Origin of the sequence: Kosakonia sp. HypNH10, assembly GCF_029850615.1 — a bacterium.
Classification (GTDB): Bacteria; Pseudomonadota; Gammaproteobacteria; order Enterobacterales; family Enterobacteriaceae; genus Kosakonia; species Kosakonia cowanii.
On sequence record NZ_JAOTIU010000004.1, the window covers coordinates 566,464 to 584,015 of the forward strand.

At 47.6% G+C, this 17,552-nt stretch carries 19 protein-coding genes and 1 pseudogene; 4 read left to right on the plus strand and 16 right to left on the minus strand.

The features are described from left to right. Positions 1 to 10: 10 nt before the first annotated feature. Positions 11 to 1,000 (minus strand): ABC transporter ATP-binding protein, encoded by a 990-nt coding sequence (locus N7V53_RS15005; protein ID WP_279793829.1) that lies wholly within the window; start codon positions 998 to 1,000, stop codon positions 11 to 13. A 152-nt stretch (positions 1,001 to 1,152) separates the two neighbouring features. On the opposite strand from N7V53_RS15005, the gene N7V53_RS15010 reads away from it, so the two are divergent. The 3 genes from N7V53_RS15010 to N7V53_RS15020 are packed head-to-tail and all read left to right on the plus strand — an operon-like array spanning position 1,153 to position 3,697. Beyond that, positions 1,153 to 1,914, plus strand: coding sequence for a ribonuclease Z (locus tag N7V53_RS15010; protein WP_279793830.1), 762 nt, complete (start codon positions 1,153 to 1,155; stop codon positions 1,912 to 1,914). Next, a complete protein-coding gene (locus N7V53_RS15015; protein WP_279793831.1) occupies positions 1,907 to 2,917 on the plus strand; it encodes a LacI family DNA-binding transcriptional regulator in 1,011 nt (336 codons plus the stop codon). The genes N7V53_RS15010 and N7V53_RS15015 overlap by 8 nt, the downstream gene beginning before the upstream one ends. A gap of 9 nt (positions 2,918 to 2,926) precedes the next feature. Then, positions 2,927 to 3,697 carry an inositol monophosphatase gene (locus tag N7V53_RS15020; protein WP_279793832.1) on the plus strand — a complete coding sequence of 257 codons (771 nt, stop codon included), beginning with the start codon at positions 2,927 to 2,929 and terminating at the stop codon, positions 3,695 to 3,697. 5 nt (positions 3,698 to 3,702) lie between these two features. Here the strand turns inward: N7V53_RS15020 and N7V53_RS15025 are convergent, their stop codons facing one another. The 3 genes from N7V53_RS15025 to N7V53_RS15035 all read right to left on the minus strand — a co-directional run bounded on the left by N7V53_RS15025 (position 3,703) and on the right by N7V53_RS15035 (position 7,584). Next, complete coding sequence (locus N7V53_RS15025; protein WP_279793870.1) at positions 3,703 to 5,184, minus strand: SulP family inorganic anion transporter; 1,482 nt, start codon at positions 5,182 to 5,184, stop codon at positions 3,703 to 3,705. Between the two features lie 344 nt (positions 5,185 to 5,528). Beyond that, positions 5,529 to 5,966 carry a hypothetical protein gene (locus tag N7V53_RS15030; RefSeq protein WP_279793833.1) on the minus strand — a complete coding sequence of 146 codons (438 nt, stop codon included), beginning with the start codon at positions 5,964 to 5,966 and terminating at the stop codon, positions 5,529 to 5,531. A 22-nt stretch (positions 5,967 to 5,988) separates the two neighbouring features. Next, positions 5,989 to 7,584, minus strand: a complete 1,596-nt coding sequence (locus N7V53_RS15035) for a glycosyl hydrolase family 18 protein (protein ID WP_279793834.1) — start codon at positions 7,582 to 7,584, stop codon at positions 5,989 to 5,991. Positions 7,585 to 8,192: 608 nt separating this feature from the next. Here N7V53_RS15035 and N7V53_RS15040 point away from each other — a divergent pair. Next, positions 8,193 to 8,735 carry a chorismate mutase gene (locus N7V53_RS15040; protein WP_124970624.1) on the plus strand — a complete coding sequence of 181 codons (543 nt, stop codon included), beginning with the start codon at positions 8,193 to 8,195 and terminating at the stop codon, positions 8,733 to 8,735. 165 nt (positions 8,736 to 8,900) lie between these two features. Here the strand turns inward: N7V53_RS15040 and N7V53_RS15045 are convergent, their stop codons facing one another. The 12 genes and pseudogenes from N7V53_RS15045 to N7V53_RS15100 form a co-directional block, all read right to left on the minus strand. Then, positions 8,901 to 9,347, minus strand: a complete 447-nt coding sequence (locus N7V53_RS15045) for an NADAR family protein (RefSeq protein ID WP_279793835.1) — start codon at positions 9,345 to 9,347, stop codon at positions 8,901 to 8,903. Beyond that, positions 9,344 to 9,685: a hypothetical protein gene (locus N7V53_RS15050; protein ID WP_279793836.1), complete on the minus strand. Its 342-nt coding sequence runs from the start codon at positions 9,683 to 9,685 to the stop codon at positions 9,344 to 9,346. The genes N7V53_RS15045 and N7V53_RS15050 overlap by 4 nt, the downstream gene beginning before the upstream one ends. Positions 9,686 to 9,850: 165 nt before the next feature. Further along, a pseudogene (locus N7V53_RS15055) lies at positions 9,851 to 10,785 on the minus strand (IS3 family transposase); the annotation flags it as partial. A 506-nt stretch (positions 10,786 to 11,291) separates the two neighbouring features. Next, positions 11,292 to 11,804: a CPCC family cysteine-rich protein gene (locus N7V53_RS15060; protein ID WP_279793837.1), complete on the minus strand. Its 513-nt coding sequence runs from the start codon at positions 11,802 to 11,804 to the stop codon at positions 11,292 to 11,294. 262 nt (positions 11,805 to 12,066) lie between these two features. Next, positions 12,067 to 12,363: a colicin immunity domain-containing protein gene (locus N7V53_RS15065; protein ID WP_279793838.1), complete on the minus strand. Its 297-nt coding sequence runs from the start codon at positions 12,361 to 12,363 to the stop codon at positions 12,067 to 12,069. 78 nt (positions 12,364 to 12,441) lie between these two features. Then, a complete protein-coding gene (locus N7V53_RS15070; RefSeq protein ID WP_279793839.1) occupies positions 12,442 to 12,762 on the minus strand; it encodes a hypothetical protein in 321 nt (106 codons plus the stop codon). Positions 12,763 to 13,049: 287 nt separating this feature from the next. Continuing rightward, a complete protein-coding gene (locus tag N7V53_RS15075) occupies positions 13,050 to 13,388 on the minus strand; it encodes a hypothetical protein (RefSeq protein ID WP_279793840.1) in 339 nt (112 codons plus the stop codon). Positions 13,389 to 13,717: 329 nt separating this feature from the next. After that, positions 13,718 to 14,098, minus strand: coding sequence for a hypothetical protein (locus tag N7V53_RS15080; RefSeq protein WP_279793841.1), 381 nt, complete (start codon positions 14,096 to 14,098; stop codon positions 13,718 to 13,720). A gap of 265 nt (positions 14,099 to 14,363) precedes the next feature. Beyond that, the gene (locus tag N7V53_RS15085; protein WP_347882219.1) at positions 14,364 to 14,801 is read right to left on the minus strand and encodes a tetratricopeptide repeat protein; all 438 of its coding nucleotides are present in this window, start codon (positions 14,799 to 14,801) and stop codon (positions 14,364 to 14,366) included. A gap of 141 nt (positions 14,802 to 14,942) precedes the next feature. Then, positions 14,943 to 15,386, minus strand: coding sequence for a hypothetical protein (locus N7V53_RS15090; protein WP_279793843.1), 444 nt, complete (start codon positions 15,384 to 15,386; stop codon positions 14,943 to 14,945). A gap of 799 nt (positions 15,387 to 16,185) precedes the next feature. Next, the gene (locus N7V53_RS15095; RefSeq protein ID WP_279793844.1) at positions 16,186 to 16,317 is read right to left on the minus strand and encodes a hypothetical protein; all 132 of its coding nucleotides are present in this window, start codon (positions 16,315 to 16,317) and stop codon (positions 16,186 to 16,188) included. A gap of 802 nt (positions 16,318 to 17,119) precedes the next feature. Next, a complete protein-coding gene (locus N7V53_RS15100) occupies positions 17,120 to 17,536 on the minus strand; it encodes a hypothetical protein (protein ID WP_279793845.1) in 417 nt (138 codons plus the stop codon). Positions 17,537 to 17,552 lie beyond the last annotated feature (16 nt).

Here is a 17,552-nt window from a genome sequence, read left to right on the forward strand (position 1 = left end):
TTGGTTGGCATTAAAAAGTGGTCTCAAAGCGATGCAGCGCCGGTGCCGGGATATGGAGTTTTACTGGCGTTTGCACAGGCCAGCTCTGCTCTGCGTCGGCAAGCAGGATCTGCCCGTTACAGCGCACGCTGTGGCGATAGTGATGACCCAGAAACGCGCTCTCCTCCACGATGCCCTCCAGCACCAGGCCCTGTGGCAAGTCGTATTGCGCGTTTGCGGGCAGCAACTGCACATCTGCGCTGCGAAAATAGAGGCGTTTATCGCTGCTCTCTTGTTCAATCAGGCAGTTATCCGCCCCCATAAAATCAGCGACAAAAGGCGTGGCCGGGTGGTGGTAGATCGCCTCCGGCGTGCCAATCTGCTCAATGCGCCCTTGATTGAGCACCGCAATGCGATCGGCCATTACCAGCGCCTCTTGCTGGTCATGCGTCACAATCAGCGAGGTAAAACCGAGGCGCTTTTGCAGCGCTTTAATCTCATGGCGCACATTGAGGCGTACTTTGGCATCAAGGTTTGATAACGGCTCGTCGAGCACCAGCACATCCGGTTCGATAGCCAGCGCACGCGCAAGGGCAACACGCTGGCGTTGGCCGCCGGAAAGCGCCGTGACTTTACTCTCGGCATAGGGTTCAAGATTGACGATGCGTAATAATTCCCGCACCCGTTGCCGGATATTCTCTTTTTTCCAGCGCTGCACTTTGAGGCCATAACCAATATTTTGTGCCACGGTGAAGTGAGGCCAAAGCGCATAACTCTGGAACACCATGGTGATATTTCGCTGCTCTGGCGTGAGGTGCGTAATATCCCGATCGTTAATTGCCACCGTGCCCGATTGCGCCGGGATAAAACCGCATAATGCATTGAGTAGCGTCGTTTTTCCGCAGCCGGAGGGGCCAAGCAGCGCAATCATTTCACCCTTTTCGACGGATAAATGAATATCGTGCAGCACCACTTTCTCGCCATAGGAAATTTTTAGTTTATCAATATGCAAATAACTCACGGGCGATCCCTTATTGCGCATCTTATTTAGCAATGAACACGTGTTCATTTATTTGTAAAAAAAATGCAACTTTGTAGCGACATGATGTGAGCCTACTTTGTCCGCTATTTGTGACAATTTGATTAAGTGATAACGCTTTTTAGCGAGGCGACATGAAAATAGATGTGCTGGGGTGCGGGAGCGCCTTTTCGCGGCAGCAAAATACGTCCGCTATTCGGGTCATTGACCGGGAAAAACGCCAATGGTTGATTGACTGCGGCCCCACTATCCCGCGCGCGCTCTGGCAGCGAGATCTGGAGATTAACGAGATTGACGCCCTCTACTTTACCCATGTGCACCCGGATCACTGCACCGGCCTGACGGCACTGCTCAATTTCTGGAAAAGCTTTCAGCGGCGTAAGCCACTGATTATCTGGTCGCAGCGTGAACAGCGCCCGGTGCTGATGCAGCTGGCAAGCCTGGCAAACTGGCCGCAGACAGAGCTGAGTTTTCCGATTGAGTGGCGCGACAGCGAAGCCGCTTTTCACTGGCAGGGTTGGCAGATCCGCACCGCTTTTACCCACCATGAAATTCCTAATCTCGCGCTGCGTATTGAGGCTGATGGGTGCGCGCTTTTTTACAGCGGCGACGGTCGTCCGACGGCAGAGAGTATCGCCCTGATGCATAACGCTGACCTCGCCTTCCAGGAGTGCGCCTCGTTGACGGCGTTAGGCAGCGACGCCTCCCACGGCGACTTTCCCGATTGCCTGGCGCTCTATCAGCAATTACACCTTTCAGCGCTCGGCTTATACCACTGCAACGATGCCGTCCTTGCGGCACTGGCACAGGCGTGCGCACCCTATCCGGGGCTGTTTCTCAGTGAGGATGGCAAGCAGTTTGATCTCCTCGCGCAGCAGGCGGCTTATTATGGCTAAACAGACGGTTACCGCCGAGGATGTGGCGAAACGGGCTGGCGTTTCCCGCGCGGTGGTCTCGCGGGCGCTCAGCAGCAATGGCAGTATCTCGCCCGCCACGAAAGAGCGGGTATTGCGTGCCGCACAGGAGCTGGGCTATCAGGTCAATTTCCTTGCCCAGGGCTTAAACCGCCAGCGCAGCCACCTGATTGGCGTGATTGTGGCGCGTATAGCCGATCCGTTTCGCAGCCGCCTGCTGGAGGAGCTGCTGCATGAAATTCAGCGGCGCGGCTACCAGGCGCTGGTCACCGAGATTTCCGGGGAGCAGGATCTGGTTGCCACGCTGCGCCGTTTTACCCAGTTTCGCGTCTCGGGGGTGATTGTGACCTCCGGCCAGCCGCCGCAGGCGATTGTGAATGAGTGCGTAAACCTGCAAATCCCGGTGGTGGGCATCAACCGCGACCCCGATATTCCACTGGTCGATTTCGTCTGCTCCGATAACCGCGCCGGAGCACAGCTGGCGGCAGAACAGCTGCTTCACGCGGGCTGTCGTCGCTTCGGCTGGCTGAATACTCACGGCTCAACCTGGGCGGGACGCCGCCGGGGTGAGGCCTTCTCCCAGGCTTTAGAGGATGGCGGCGTTGATACGGCGCAGCATCTGCAGATCATCATGGCGCATGAAGAGGGTTATGCGGGCGGTTGGCAGGCGGCGCTGGCGCACGACGCTGAACTGCCCGACGGCATTTTTTGCGCCAACGCTCAGCTGGCCTGCGGCTTTCTCGACGGCATGCGTCAGCGCGGCAAACAGGCACCGCACGATTTTCACCTGATCGGTTTTGATAACACGCCGCAAAGCGGGCAGTTCAGCTACCAGTTAACCACACTGCATCAGAACACAGCGGAGATCGCCCATCGCGCGCTGACGCGCCTGCTGGAGCGGGCGAAAAATCCGTTGCAGCCTTCCCACGTCGAGTGGGTTAAGGTGGAGCTTATTCATCGACATACATCGCCACGCATTGGCTAAGAGCTATCTATGACAGAAGAGTTTACCCGCGCGCTCTGCGCGCTGATTCGCCGCCTGGGCCTTGAGGCCAAACAGCTTCGTGATAAGGGGCTGACCGTTGAGCAGAAAGGCCGCCAGGATTTTGTCTCGCAGGCGGATGTTTATGTCGAGACGCAGCTGCGCGAGTGGCTGAAGGCGCAGCGCCCGCAGGATGGCCTGCTTGGCGAAGAGCGCGGCCTGGAGCCGGGCAGCGAAGGCACCTGGGTTATTGACCCGATTGATGGCACGACCAACTTTATTCTTGGTATGGATTACTGGTGCATCTCCGTCGCCTGGGTACGCAATGACCGCATCGAACTTGGCATTATCTACGCGCCGGATCGAGATGAGTTTTTCTTTGCCCGCGCGGGCCACGGCGCGTTCCTTAACGATCGTCGCTTAACCCTGACAGAACCCTCGCCGGACGCAGTGGTGCTCGGCGTCGGGCGCTCAAGCCGCCGCGCGCCGCGTGAATATACCGATGCGCTGGAAAAACTGCTCGATCAGGGCGTGGAACACCGCCGGTTTGGCGCAGGTGCGCTGATGCTGGCCCACGTCGCCGCAGGGCTGGTGCACGGTTATTACGAAGCGCACCTGCACAGCTGGGATGCGCTGGCCGGGCTGGTGCTGATCAGCGAAGCGGGCGGTCGGCACAATGACTTTCTTGCTAATGATGGCTTAACCAACGGCAACACGGCGTGGGCCGCCACGCCTGCGGTGTGGCAGCAGCTGCAACCGCTGCTGCTGCCGGCAGGGAAGTAACCCGCTTAGCGGGCGGGCCACTGGTTGAGATCGATTCCGCGCTGCGGCGCGGTTTTGGCAAACTCCCGCAGCACCGCTTTCACATCCGGATCGAAGTAGTCGACATTCTCATGCTCAACCACCACCACGCTGCGCTCCGGGATCTTCGCCAGTAACGCCTGTAAACGGGGGTTATGCAAAAAGGTCAGGTTCTGCTGGATGCGCAGCACATAGTGATCGCCGCGACGTGCAAGCTGCAACGCATTGCGATGGCAGTGGTAGAGACTCAGCGCCATCTGCACCGCCAGCCCCAGCGCAATCCCCATCAACATGCCGAAAATGATAATCCCGGCGACGGTGGTAAGAAACGGCACATACTGCTGATACCCGGCGCGAAACTGCTCGATAAAGAGGCGCGGCGTTGCCAGTTTATAGCCGGTGTAGAGCAGCACGGCAGCGAGGCTCGCCAGCGGGATCACCGACAGCAGCTCGCCAAACCAGAGACCACACACCAGCAGCAGTACGCCGTGCAGCAGCACCGAGAACTTACTTTGCGCGCCGTTGCTGACGTTGACCGAGCTGCGCACAATCACTGCGGTGATTGGCATGGCGCCCACCAGGCCTGAGAGCAGATTGCCCGCGCCCTGCGCGACCAACTCTTTATCCGGCGATGGCGGCGGGTTCTGCGGACGTAGCTTCTTCAGCGCCTCCTGGCTAAGCAGGGTTTCGAGGCTGGCAACCAGCGCCAGCGTGATCGCCACGGTGTAGACCGCCGGGTTTTGCCAGGCACTCCAGTCCGGCCCTTCGAGTTCGGCCATCAGATCGCTAAGGGAGCCAAACTCCGGCAGGGTGATGCGCGGTAACGCGGGAAGCAGATGCGGCGCAAGGTAGCTCAAGGCAATCACCATCACGCTGCCGAGCAGCACCGCCACCAGTGGACCGGGGATCCAGCTCAGGCTTTTTACCCGCTTCATTGCCGCTGAGTCCCATCCCCACAGCAGGAGCAGACCGCCTGCCGCGACAACAAACGAGGTCAGCGAAAAGGTAAAGTCGCCGCTGAAGAGCTGGCCTAAACCGCTCTCTTCCACTTCGCCAAGCGCGACCGGGATCTGCTGCATGATTAGCAGCAAACCGATCGCCGCCAGCATCCCTTTAATCACGCTACCGGGGACCAGGCCGATAAACCGCCCGGCGCGCAGCAGGCCCATCGCCAGTTGCAGCACGCCTGCCAGCACCAGCGCGAAGAGAAATGCAGAGAAGGAGCCGAGCGACTCCACCGAGGCGACGACAATGGTTACCAGCCCGGCGGCCGGGCCGCTGACGGCAAAACGCGACGGACTTAGCGCGGTGACCAGTAGCCCACCGATGATCCCGGTCAGCAGGCCAACAAAGGGCGGCAGCCCGCTGGCGTGGGCAATGCCCAGACAGAGCGGCAGCGCCACCAGAAAAACGACGACGCCCGCCAGGGTATCCTGGCGTAATGTGGCGACGGGAAGAGAACGGGCCAGCAACGGTTTTAACCTTTTCACAGTGCGACTCCCTTATGGACGGTGAACAAAATCTGGCTGGTTTGATGCGGGAACTTTTACTAGTAGCACTGTCCGGGGAAATATAATCCTAAGGAAAATCTTATTGTGGAATTAAATTAGTAAAAAAAGTCTGAATGTAAAATTATGAAAAATAAATTCGCGCGAAATATACAGATATCAAGAAAATATTGAGCTTATTGATAACTTGATAAACAGTAGGGTTTAATTCCTGTATTAAACCAGATGATAGTTAAGTTATATCACTGCGTTGTTTGGATATAAGTAATAATTACTCTATTAGAAACACTCTCATTAGCAGGAAGTTACGTCAGTTCACGTTTTGCATGGCGGCCAAAATCATTATCTTTCCGCAACTCTTTTAGTGCTTCAATAGCCGCAGGCTGCTGTTTATGCTGGCAAATCAATGAGAAGGTAGCGTGTTTAAACAGGATGTAAGCGTCTCCTTGAATAATGCTCAACGCAAAGGCGATCTCTTTCTCATTCACAGTTAATAACGCAAGGGTATTAATGCAGTTGACAATCAGGCTGTCATCTTCAATAGCATCATGACTAATTATCTGAACCAGCGCCTCTTTAATAAACGCATCGTCATACTCGCCATGATATAAGCCGAGGATCTTTACCGCTTCGATATGGATATCGTCATCACCGCCGGTATCCGTGGCAATATCAAGCAGCGCTTTTGCTGAACTGCGATCGAGTATTTGATTAAAACCGCGCAGGGTTGTGCCTCCGTCCATGGAAGCACGCTTCCAGGCAACTCTATTTCACGACCTTATCCCAGGCCATCTGCCAGGCGCTGCCGGCACCCGGCGCGTAGGCGCTGGCAAGCCCTGCACACCAGCCGGTGTAGGGATAGGGTTTGCACTTATACAAATGAGTGTCGCTGCCGAGCACAATATCTCCGGCTTTATAAGCATGGCCGGCGACATATTTCGGGTAGCTCTGGTGATCCGGGGTATCGTCGCTGTGATCGGTTGTCATGACATTTAATACCGCCGACAGAAGTGATTTATTCCCCGCCTTATCAATAGCATTTACGCTGTAGGCGTAGTTACTGTTCGCCGTCAGATCGTCATCGGTATAGGTGTTACCGCTGGCATCAGCCACTTTCTGCTGATTGCGGAACACTTCATAATGGTCCACGCCCGAGCCGCTATCGGTGGAGGCTTTCCAGGTCAGATGGACGCTGGTGGCGTTCGCCTCGGCGTTCAGCGCGGTGGGTATGCTCGGCGCAGTGGTATCTTTTTCCGGCGTCTCAATCACGCTGCCGTCGTGGATCAGCTGAGTGTAGGCTTTGCGGAACTGCCCGTTGTAAGGCACATGGTTAACGTTTTCGCCTTCATCCCAGTTGATGGACCAGGTCATTAACCCTCTGAGCGGCAGCCCCTCTTTTTCCATGTCAGCGAAGACGCGGTAAACATCCTGCGGCGTTTTAACAAACCCGGTCGCGGCGGCAGCGCCATTGCTCGGCAGGCCGATGACTAATTTGCTGGAGGGAATTTTCACCGCAGAGAGGCCGTGCTTATCGGTAATGATCTCTTTGCTGAAGTGGTAGAGAAACTCATATTTTTTGCTGTCGTCATTCTGCGCGTAATTTACCCACCAGCCATCTTTCTTGGTGTCGTCCGGCTGGAAGCCAATACCAAACGCGCCCTGGTTATAGAACTGCGGTGCGATAAAGTCGTAATACCCTTCGAGGCTATTAATATATTTCTGGTACTGCGGATTCGCTTTAGTCAGATAGGGAATTTCTGGCGCCATACTGATAATAAAGTGTTTACCCTGCTGCTGATAATGATCGCGCACTTTTTTCAGCGCCGCCGGAATAACGGTTTCGTTATCGGCTTTTTTAATCGCGCTCTGTTCAAGATCGATATCCAGACCGTCAAAACCATAGAGATCAACCAGTCGGATAATTTCGTCAGCAAAATGCTGCGTATCGCCGTTGGCTTCGTGCAGCTCAATATGCGCATCCGCGCCGCCAAGGGATAACAACACCGCCTGGCCGCGTTCGTTCAGTGCCGCTACTTCAGCGCGGAAGCTCTGATCGGTGCCGTAGTAGGGAACAAAAGTCGGCATACTTTTGCCATCTGACGACTTCATAAAGGAGGCCATCACCACGTTATAGGCTTTCGGCGTATCTTTTAATGCCAGTTTCAGCGGGTAACCCTGCTCATAATCGCCGGAAAAACCCTGATCCCAGTTGTGCCAGTAGCCAACTAATAACTTTTTACCTTCGATGGAGGGCATAGTATCGGCGTAATCGGTGTTGGCGAAAGCATGGCCGCTAAAACCGACCATTCCCGCCAGTGCCAGCGAGGCGAAGACATTATTCATCTTAAATATACTTTTCATGATAATCCCTTAAATATGACCCACACAGCTCGGATGACAAATATCGAGTGCAAAGTACAAACAATGGAAATCATATTAAAGGGTGTCAGGATAATTTCATTATTTAAGTGACTGGAAGATTCTGCTCTTTATATGGCGAATTTTATTGGCTTAAAGAAGCTTCTGAATAAGTGAGGTAGTTATAGCGGCGAATAAACTTATACCCTGTTTAATATCACATTTTATTTATCAGAAGATTGCGCGCAGAACAGTACGGGTTTCCATCGCCAGATCGCTGTGTGAAAGACAGAGAAACAGCATCAGCAGGAGAGTGACGATAACAATAAGCGTGACCCGGGTTTTCATCGCGATTTGCCTCCTGCTTGTTGGAAATGCGTGGCAGCGTTAGTGCGTTAGCAGCATGCGCTATTTCAGTCGCTTGCACTAGCCGGACATTGTTAACGGTGTAATAAAACGAAACGGTAATTTCATTTCGTGATTACAAGTTTTTAATATAATCACGCCGCCACACGATGAGAGAGGCTCCTTTGCCTGACACGGTGGTTAACAGGAAAGCGCTTCACTGCAACATGAGATACACGCCCATCTATCGACTTCGGAGAGTGATTATGGACTACAAGCTTTACTCCGCCGTGGTGATGCTCGCCACGCTCAGCTTTTCCACTGCCGCTGCTGTCACGGCCGATGCTTCCCTCGGCAAACTGATTAACGAGCGGTTGTCATGGATGAAAGATGTCGCAGGTGCTAAAGCACAGCAGCACCAGGCAATAGAAGATTTGGCCCAGGAGCAGAAAGTGCTGGCGCGCGCCGTTATCGACGCCGAGTCGCTGGGGCTGGACGGTGAGAGCGTGAAGCCCTTTATTCAGGCGCAAATGGATGCCGCGAAGGCGATTCAGTACCGCTACCGCGCTGACTGGCTGTCGACACCGGAGACAAGCTGGCAGCCGCGTCCGCTGAATGAGGTGCGAAAACAGATAAGCGAGCTGAGCGATCGTATCCTGCGCAAAGTGGCGGAACGCCTGAAAGCCAGCGGCAAGCTGACCGAGGCCGATAGAGAAGAGTTTATGCGCACGGTGCAGCAGCACAACTTAACCGAGCAGGATAAAGCGCATATGTGGCAGGCGATAAAATTGGTTTCGCTGAAAGCGTAAAAACAGAAGACCCCGCCGGGGCGGGGTCTTACCGTTAAAATTACGACATCAGTGAAAAACGCTGAATCAAAATGGGTGGCAGTTACATTTTCGGCTAAATTATATTGTTACGGCAACAGAGGTGCGAAATACACTAATTTATGCAAACCAATCTTTTACCAAAATTCAAACCGTTTCTCTCAATATACTTCTCACCTCCATAAGAATCTTCCCTAGCATATTTTTACCTGAGCCATCACCGCCATCAGCCCAATAGCTATCGTTTTTTGTGTGTTCAACTAATATAAGATCATTGGTGGCTAACAAAATACTTCTTGCTTCATCATTTTGCTTAAATTTTTCCATGACAGCAAGACGCATTATATTATCCCTGACACAATCCCAGTCATCTCTTAACAGATTATCCCGATCTCTTCCTGATATAGCAGCATCCATTGGTGACGCGAGCTTTCTGATTTTTTCTCTAAGCGCTTCGTCATCAAATTTTTGAGCCTGAAAGAAGTGCTCTACCGTAGGCCAATATTTATCAACAATAAAGAAACCGCATTTATAGAAGTTTGAAAATAATCCATAGGGTTCATTTACTTTATAAAATAATATTTTACCACTCATTTATATAATCCTTGGCCCGTTGTTTTTTTATTTTCAATCGACTCTCCATCCAGAATCATATTGAAACACTCCATTAACCCAGCAGAAACAGATGCAAGAAAATCATTTTTATAATAGAGATTTTCACAATCGACCCCGACGGCAACGAGATGAGTCTCTGATAAAAACTTTTTAGGCACTAAGTCCTCTTCTTTCAATAATATTGTAGCTTGCTCTGCGATTGTCACAAGCTCATCAAAAGCCTGTTTATTTATCAGCCCTCCCATTTTTAATGGATAAACGGAGTCAGTGATTTTTTCTTTAAAAAGCTCCAGAAGATTGTCTTTTTCAATATTCATTGAATAAAACCTTTCATATTAGCCCCGACTTTAAATCTAGCACTTCTTAGATTGATAACTTATTGACTTAGAGTAATTTTCAGCTGAATCGCCACGGATAATCTGGACACTTCTGAGCAGTTGATAATATAGGTTTTCATATTCAGCCGGTGGCATCTGCTCGCTCGAACCATGCCGACTCATGCTGCCTTCCAGACCGTGTGATTTCAGGAACGACTGCCACTCATGGCTTGTGTACTGACTGCCCTGATCAGAGTGAACCAGTACCTGCTTTTGAGGATTACGCCTCCACACCGCCATAAGTAATGCGTTCAGGACAATCTCTTTTGTCATGCGGGGTTGCATTGACCAGCCGATAACTTTTCGGGAGAGCAGGTCAACCACCACGGCCAGATACAGCCAGCCTTCGTGGGTTCGGATGCAGGTTATGTCCGTCACCCAACGCTCATCCGGTGAGTCCGGATTGAACTGCCGCTGGAGCCTGTTAGGTGTCACGATGCTGGCTTCGCCTATACGTGCCCGTGGGCTACGGTACCCAACCTGAGCTTTTATTCCGGCACGCTTTATCAGCCGCCAGACCCGGTTCACTTCGCACTGCTGTCCGGTATCATGCAAATCGAGATGGATCTTGCGATAACCATAGACGCATCCCGACTCAGGCCAGAACTGTTTGATCTGCCCGGTCAGCATCTGGTCTGTCTGGTGACGCTGAGAATGTGGGTGCTGAAGCCAGAAATAAAATCCACTCGGATGGACATCCAGAACCCGACAGAGCAAACGAACAGGCCAGCAACGGCTGTTGTCGCGGATAAAGGCGTACCTCAGTCGGACTGCTTTGCGAAGTACGCCGCGGCTTTCTTTAATATGTCCCGTTCGTCCGTAACCGGCTTCAACTCTTTCTGAAGACGGCGGATCTCGGCGTGAGCATCTGACTGTTCATTATGAGTGGAAGAATCCGGACCGTACTTGTTTATCCAGGCGTAAAGACTGTAAGTGGTGATATCGAGACGTGTTGCAACACTGGAAACAGCATGACCACGATCAACAACCTCTTTGACAGCTTCAATTTTAAACTCTTCAGGATAACGCTTACCGCTCATGGGCATCTCTCTTTAAGTCATCTTATATGACTCTGAGGTGTCTGTTAAACCCGTGGCGATTCAGAATTATGGGTAAGCAAAGCCTCATCTTAATATCCTCATGTAATAACTATCACCCGACAAACTTAGCAATAAAAGATTTCGTTGCAGCATAAGACGATCGCTGTCAGTAAATTTTTGCCAGATAAGTGAGGATGGATGTTTAAGCGTTTTTGCATACAATTAACAATAACTACAAATATTCCTTTTTCCAACAGCGCTTTATCGCAATTAATTTTTGTCTATTTATATAAAGGTCTCACGCTTTCTTGTTCTCGTGCCGTATAGTGTCGAGAGTAGCGAGCCAGTAAAATACCGCTAAAGAAAGAGAGTAACGATACAAGACCCTGAGTTTAATAGAGTGTATTGCTGTGTTAGGGAATGCTCCTTATTGTGCAGCAAGATGTGTTAACAAACCCATGCGTCCTCGTAATAGCCGATTTTTCTAATCAATTAAATATCAAAATTCATCTCTTTTCGTCGCCTTGGCCTGAATGGGGCACATACCTTAATTTCCCATTCATAATTCTCTCTTCAAATTCATCAGTACGTTTATAATCATTCAGCGTAAAATGGTTACAACCGCTGAATTGCCCGCCCTTCGTGCCATCATTTTGCCACAAACATACTGGACATATCTCAAAAAGAGCATCGTCTTGACTTTCGAAAACAATATAACCGCAAGCCTCGCAGCACACGCCCCTTATCTCAAGATCAGAATGATCAATTATGATAATATCGCTATCGCATATTTCTTTTACGACTGCCTCCCAAAAGGAATTTTTTATTAACCTGGAGTAAATAATGTTGCTATGGATGTATTTATTGTAGTTTTGCTTTAATGCCTCTAAGGGTAGATTGTCCTCAATAATACCGTTTTCAACCAGAGCATCGACCCGTTCTTCTACACTCTTTGAAAATAATGTATGAAGCCTTATAAAATCCATTACTTCCTTATAAGTAAATTCAATGTTCATCATCCCTCCTGCAAGGTTTATCGCTCCTGTAGAAGCGTTATTGGCAAATCAATTAGTAGTATAATACATTCTTAAATCAAACCGCACACAGTAAGACCTGCTTTTAGAGTAGTTATAGTCAGCAAGCCCAACGGGATGATTTTCTAAAAAATATAACCCCATTCCTGATATATAATTTCTGGATTAGGTCATACATGGAAAGATGACTCTCTTATACATAGGATGGGAAATTGGTATCCTGTAGCTGTCTATTTCTTAATTAACTCTAATACAGATTTCTTTTCCATACGTTACTTAATCTAACCACCTCGGTAAACACCCCCTCATCATCCAGATCGTTAGCCTCGCTTAACTCAGACTCAGCGCAGTAGGCATCTAGAGTCGTTAATATCCTATCGAAGAAAATTTGTTGCGCTTCATTAAGCTTACTGTAGCCATCACTGTCTCTAAGGTTTCGCCATGTGGACATGTATCTTTTTTCAAATTCACATGCGGAAATATCACCACTGATAAACTTGTCTATTACCTTAAGCAACTTTTTTGCATTTGCATCGACATTCACTGGCTCGCTCCATAAAAATATACGACTCTATTTTATGTCTTATTATCAGCTTGTTCACCACAAAATAGCCTTGCTGATTTAAATACGACTATCTATCGAAGTGATAACCCCATCACCGATTATCTTCCCATCACGTATAGTGAATCTTGTTCCAACCTGGATGTATGGAAATATTTTTTCTGGCGATAAAAAAGCTATAGGCACATTATCTATCTCCTCCCCAGGATCAACTCCCTTTGCACATTCCTCAAAAAATATACGACAATCATATGGGTATGCAGATAATTCTTTTACTCCTGCAAATAACAATAAGCAGCGAAACTGTACCGGTGGTATAGGGCTAGCCCTTCCATCATTTTCCTTATCCAGGAGTTTAATAGAAGCGTATATTTTTCTCACATTTCCCGCCCGATGATGATTCTGGTCCAAAGTCATTAATCTGATTCATTCCAACATATCATAGCCAAAACCTATGAAAGCACGTTCCGACTGTGCTCTCTCTAGAACAGAGAGTAAGAAAAACTATCTATCATGCTTAACGTACTCCCGTATCCCGGCGGGTTAATCGCCAGACAGATTGAGTTACACTCCGCCTTTAAAAATATTTAATCAAAAAAAGATCGGGTTCATGAATCTTAGGAAAGTAGCATTCTGTTTATTTATTAAGATAAAATTCATCCTTCGCTCTATATAATCCTTGGCCCATGGCACCTTTGGTCTTCAACGGTTCTTCCATCTATGATTAAATTAAAGCAATTTAACAACCTTGCTGAAATTTCTGATAAAAATTCACTTTTAAAATATTCGTTGTCGCCAGCAATAGCTCCTGACGCCACATATATTTCCAGTAGCAGTTTTTTTGGGATCAAATCATCATCCTTTAATAACTTTGTAGCTTCCTCTGCCACCAATAAAAGCTCATTGAATGCTTTCTCATCAATGTGCCCTCCCATTTTTAATGGATAAATAGAGTCGGTGACCTTTTCTTTAAATAATTCTAAAAGCTTATCTTTTTCAATATTCATTTACATTCCTATGGAAGCTAAAGTATTCCTGCGCGTGAAGTGCTTGTTATTAAGCACTTTTATTGCCTCGATTTTATTTAGATTACTAACGACTGCAATTTAATAGCATTTTTAATTATGTAGTGCCGAAATTGACTAAAAACGATAATATTTTGTAGAGCCATCTGTCAATGTTGAACATCCGTTAATATTCAGCATGGATGACAAACACACCTATCTCTTATTTCCCGAAACTCCCCTCAGTTAATCGTCCAGAATTTTAAGATTCAATTGCATCTTTCTGTCTAAAGCATCCGTATCAATTAGATACAGGCACTGTTTTGCAGTGATTACAATGGATACGCTGTATCTCGCGACGAGTCTGCAAATTCTTCCAGATTTATATTAAGGTTGCTCAACCTGGTTTTCAGTTCATCGATAGAAGAAATTTCTTCATATCTCCCAACATATTTATATGAGGGGTCATACTCATTTTCTATGTCAGAAGATAAAAATGATGATATTCGGATTTTGAATTTAGCATCTTCTTTATTACATTTATTAAAGTAAGGGGAGTGCCCGACCATAGCATAGGCATCAACTCTGAGTGGATAGGATGGCTTTAGTTCATCTTTCAGTGAAACTTCCACCCATGTTCTGTACTCGGGCATTAAAGGACTAACTTCTCTGAGCAATGTTTTCCCGCTTAATAATTTATCAATATTTTTCATGATGAGGTCTCTGATGCGAAGAACAGACGTATGACATTACTTGCCCGTGGATCAGCCCACCCAGCAATCCAATCCGCTTTACCGGGTTTAGCACTCATGAGCCTCTTTTCAGTAGTATACAGTGTGAAGCATAGAGTAGTTTCCTGCTTCAGATCATGACTTTGAAGAGGCAACTTCAACATCGTGGCCAGCTTAAAGCATTGTCCTCAAATCCAGTAAGTTACTATGTCTCGCTCATGCTGCCAGGCTAGCATGCAAAATGTAATCATTGCTCTATTCTTTTTTTAAGATAGTAATCTAAATATTTCTTAGGCCTTCCCTGAAATGCTCTCTTTTTTCCGAAACTATAAGCCTCATCAAAATACTTTATAGCTTCATCGTATTGACCAAGCTCATAACAAACCATGCCAAGATCGATCATTGGGGAGGTATCAATATCTGAACTACACGTTTTAAGAGCGATCTCACCCCACCTTTTCGCTGTTGTGTAACGTTCCAAATCAAAATAAACACTATACAAACAGGCTGCTACCCAATTCGAAATATCCCATTCTAACTTTGGTTCCGGAATTAAAGACCAGGCATAGAGATACAAGGCCAACGCCTCATTTAAATTCTCGTTCTCATGTTCGATATTACCACTTTCAACGACAGAAATAACTTTACCTTCGATTTCCCCATCAACTTTATATAAGTCGTTCATGAGTTTCATCCAGAGTCATTAAATGCCCGATTTCACACTTACTTTATAGCCCATCAATACTTATATCTTAAGATAAAAGAAACTACACGTAGTAAAGGGCGTGAGTAGAGAGATGTTTGGGTCGCAAAAAACATGCATGATCTAACCATTACCCAATAAAGATACTAACTCGTCATACTTTCTATCAAATGATGAATCTTTTTTCCTAAGGTAATCAAAAAAAGCAATCACATGTTTTGATATTTCATTCACAAACTCTTTTTTAGCAACTTTAACTTTCATTTCTTCATCACAGGTTACGCTCACAGATACACCTTCTTTTATTGGCATAAAACTAACTTTAATCGGCTGATCTGGGAAATAGGTTTCAAATGGGTGATTATCCTGGATGCATATAATGCCATCGGCAATATATGACCATAGCTGATCTATATAGTCCCACATTTCTTTATCGAATATAACCACACCATTAATTGTTAATTCGATAGCTCCTTCAATATAGAAAGAATCTTTGAACGCTTCTGTATAATGGCTAAACTCTACAAATTCATTATTATTCTTAATATATGTTTTTACTGAAATCATAATTTCTTCCTGTAATGGATAAAATTGACCTATGCGCTCGCTCATTACCTAAAAGACACTTGATTTCCTTATATGCAACTGTTATAGCTGTTATGAAGGTAACCTTATTTTTTATTTTGATAGACGAGCTTACTTCAACTCTAACAGCAAGAATCGTAAACAATTAACTGAAAAATATAAACCTGAGCAGTTGCATATATATGTTTAGCATACGGCTAAAGATTATGAGGCCCACTCTTCCTGTTCTGGCAGGCTCCCTTGTCGCCAGCAAGTTAATATTTTAAAACTTGCTCTCATGTAATAATTATTTTTCACATCGGCAGTCACGCCTTTCAAAAGAGTTATCTCGCCTGTTTTTGTATTTATCTCAAACAGCCCATGATCGTATGAATGATAGCTGGAAGATGTGGGCCCGAATTTATACTTTACACTTCCCCCACTGTCCTCAACTTTAATTATACTGATATGATATGCCATTTTTTATATACTCTTCTGATGCATATAATAATGCTTATATTGCTCTGCGACTTTTACGAACAATTATTCGAGCAAATCGCGGTGTAAGTGATTTAAATCAAACCAGAATGAGCTCGTACCTCGGGCAGCTTGAGACATTTACCTTTCGCACTCTGAATCAAACCCTGAAAGCCAGCTATTTAATGGCCGCCGCCATAAGGGGTACACCACTTACACCCGACCAGGAGCCAAATCGGACTCATCTGCCTATGGCCTCTAACCGCCGGGTTAGAGCAGCGGAAGATGTCGCTGTGCAGACCCTATTCACCGTCTGTGTACAGATTCAGGAAATGCAGGTATTGCGGGTTGCCGAAGTGACCGGCGTGCTTACGCGCAGGCTACCGCCTCTGGCATCAGACGACGGGTGCCAGACGGTGTTGACGTTGATGTCGGCCACGCCTCCGTCAGGCCGCATGAGTCCGTGTGATACCAGATGGTTTACGCGCCCTCACTGTCGACGCGCGTCAAAAGCTCATAGCTTTTTCGGTGTAAATATACTTCACCGTCGCATACAGGCTTTGGTTTCTGGTTTATCCCATCCTCTGCAGACTGGACCATCAGGGAGGAGTTCCACCGCGAGCAAAGTAACATCGCTAATTTGAAACTGACGCGCTTGCGCCGTTTCAGCCCGCTCCCCCTATCCAACCCCCAGAGGGAGTTAATTGTGGATGGCTCGATATTATGCCAGAAGTTACATGTTCCAAAACCTGATGTAGCCTCAAAGCCAGCTATCCAGACATCTCTCACGTCGAGCATAAACAAACTTCCTGCATCATATTTGCGCCCTGCAGGCATACTCCTTGAAGGCAACTGACTTTAAAAGGCAGAGTTCGAGACCGGATGTGGCAGGACCAAAATAATGCTTTCATCTTTCTTTTTGGTGTCAGAGACAATAACCCAATACTGTCATCCATAGGTTGTTATATGCATTTATGCATTTACTCTATTCATCAAAAAAATAGTTACCGGAAGGTGCGAGTGTGCTGCCTCTCCCTGTCACCTGCGGCCCCACCCCAAACGATGTCAACATTGCCGCCAGACGCTCTGTCTGGCAGACGATAGGGGCCCGTATGATACCAAAAGATTAACGCCTGCTTGCCGTGGACGTTAACACGCACTGGCGGCTGGAAGCGGTTTCATATAGGGCTCTGACAGCAGGTTTCACTCACCAAATACAGGACAATCAAACGTGAGAACGCTCCTTCAAATCAACCCGGTTATATATTACTAGCCTTATATAAATAGATGGGTTTCATCGTTCCTCTTTCTCCACTCTCACAAAGGCAAAAAGCTAATGTATTGTTAATGAAGTAAACGGCCGGGAACAAACCACCCTCTCGACTCTCAAGGTATTTGATAAAATCTATCAGGGTAGAGTCAAAAATAAAAACCTCTTTACTTTTGCACTCTGCAAATATATACCCAGAAACGTTTTCATGTAGATTTATATCACAAACGGTAATTACTCCCTGCGGACAGGCGTATTGGCTCCATAAGGGACCATGAGAATTCATATCTTTTTTTATATACGGCAGCCTAAAATTATCCATGATATCCTTTCTGATTTTCCGCCCCTTCACCTGTTCTATTGCCGGACCAAAAAAATCTTTGAGTGTAGAAATTTGCGTTATCATTGAACAATCCTATACA

Bases quoted from the DNA above. Each gene is read 5' to 3' on its own strand.
- N7V53_RS15060 (WP_279793837.1), bottom strand. From the start codon at position 11,804: ATGATGAACATTGAATTTACTTATAAGGAAGTAATGGATTTTATAAGG.
- N7V53_RS15100 (WP_279793845.1), bottom strand. From the start codon at position 17,536: ATGATAACGCAAATTTCTACACTCAAAGATTTTTTTGGTCCGGCAATA.
- N7V53_RS15045 (WP_279793835.1), bottom strand. From the start codon at position 9,347: ATGAGTGGTAAAATATTATTTTATAAAGTAAATGAACCCTATGGATTA.
- N7V53_RS15090 (WP_279793843.1), bottom strand. From the start codon at position 15,386: ATGATTTCAGTAAAAACATATATTAAGAATAATAATGAATTTGTAGAG.
- N7V53_RS15010 (WP_279793830.1), top strand. From the start codon at position 1,153: ATGAAAATAGATGTGCTGGGGTGCGGGAGCGCCTTTTCGCGGCAGCAA.
- N7V53_RS15075 (WP_279793840.1), bottom strand. From the start codon at position 13,388: ATGAATATTGAAAAAGATAAGCTTTTAGAATTATTTAAAGAAAAGGTC.
- N7V53_RS15035 (WP_279793834.1), bottom strand. From the start codon at position 7,584: ATGAAAAGTATATTTAAGATGAATAATGTCTTCGCCTCGCTGGCACTG.
- N7V53_RS15040 (WP_124970624.1), top strand. From the start codon at position 8,193: ATGGACTACAAGCTTTACTCCGCCGTGGTGATGCTCGCCACGCTCAGC.
- N7V53_RS15030 (WP_279793833.1), bottom strand. From the start codon at position 5,966: ATGGACGGAGGCACAACCCTGCGCGGTTTTAATCAAATACTCGATCGC.
- N7V53_RS15085 (WP_347882219.1), bottom strand. From the start codon at position 14,801: ATGAACGACTTATATAAAGTTGATGGGGAAATCGAAGGTAAAGTTATT.
- N7V53_RS15020 (WP_279793832.1), top strand. From the start codon at position 2,927: ATGACAGAAGAGTTTACCCGCGCGCTCTGCGCGCTGATTCGCCGCCTG.
- N7V53_RS15095 (WP_279793844.1), bottom strand. From the start codon at position 16,317: ATGCGGCCTGACGGAGGCGTGGCCGACATCAACGTCAACACCGTCTGG.
- N7V53_RS15050 (WP_279793836.1), bottom strand. From the start codon at position 9,685: ATGAATATTGAAAAAGACAATCTTCTGGAGCTTTTTAAAGAAAAAATC.
- N7V53_RS15015 (WP_279793831.1), top strand. From the start codon at position 1,907: ATGGCTAAACAGACGGTTACCGCCGAGGATGTGGCGAAACGGGCTGGC.
- N7V53_RS15080 (WP_279793841.1), bottom strand. From the start codon at position 14,098: ATGAAAAATATTGATAAATTATTAAGCGGGAAAACATTGCTCAGAGAA.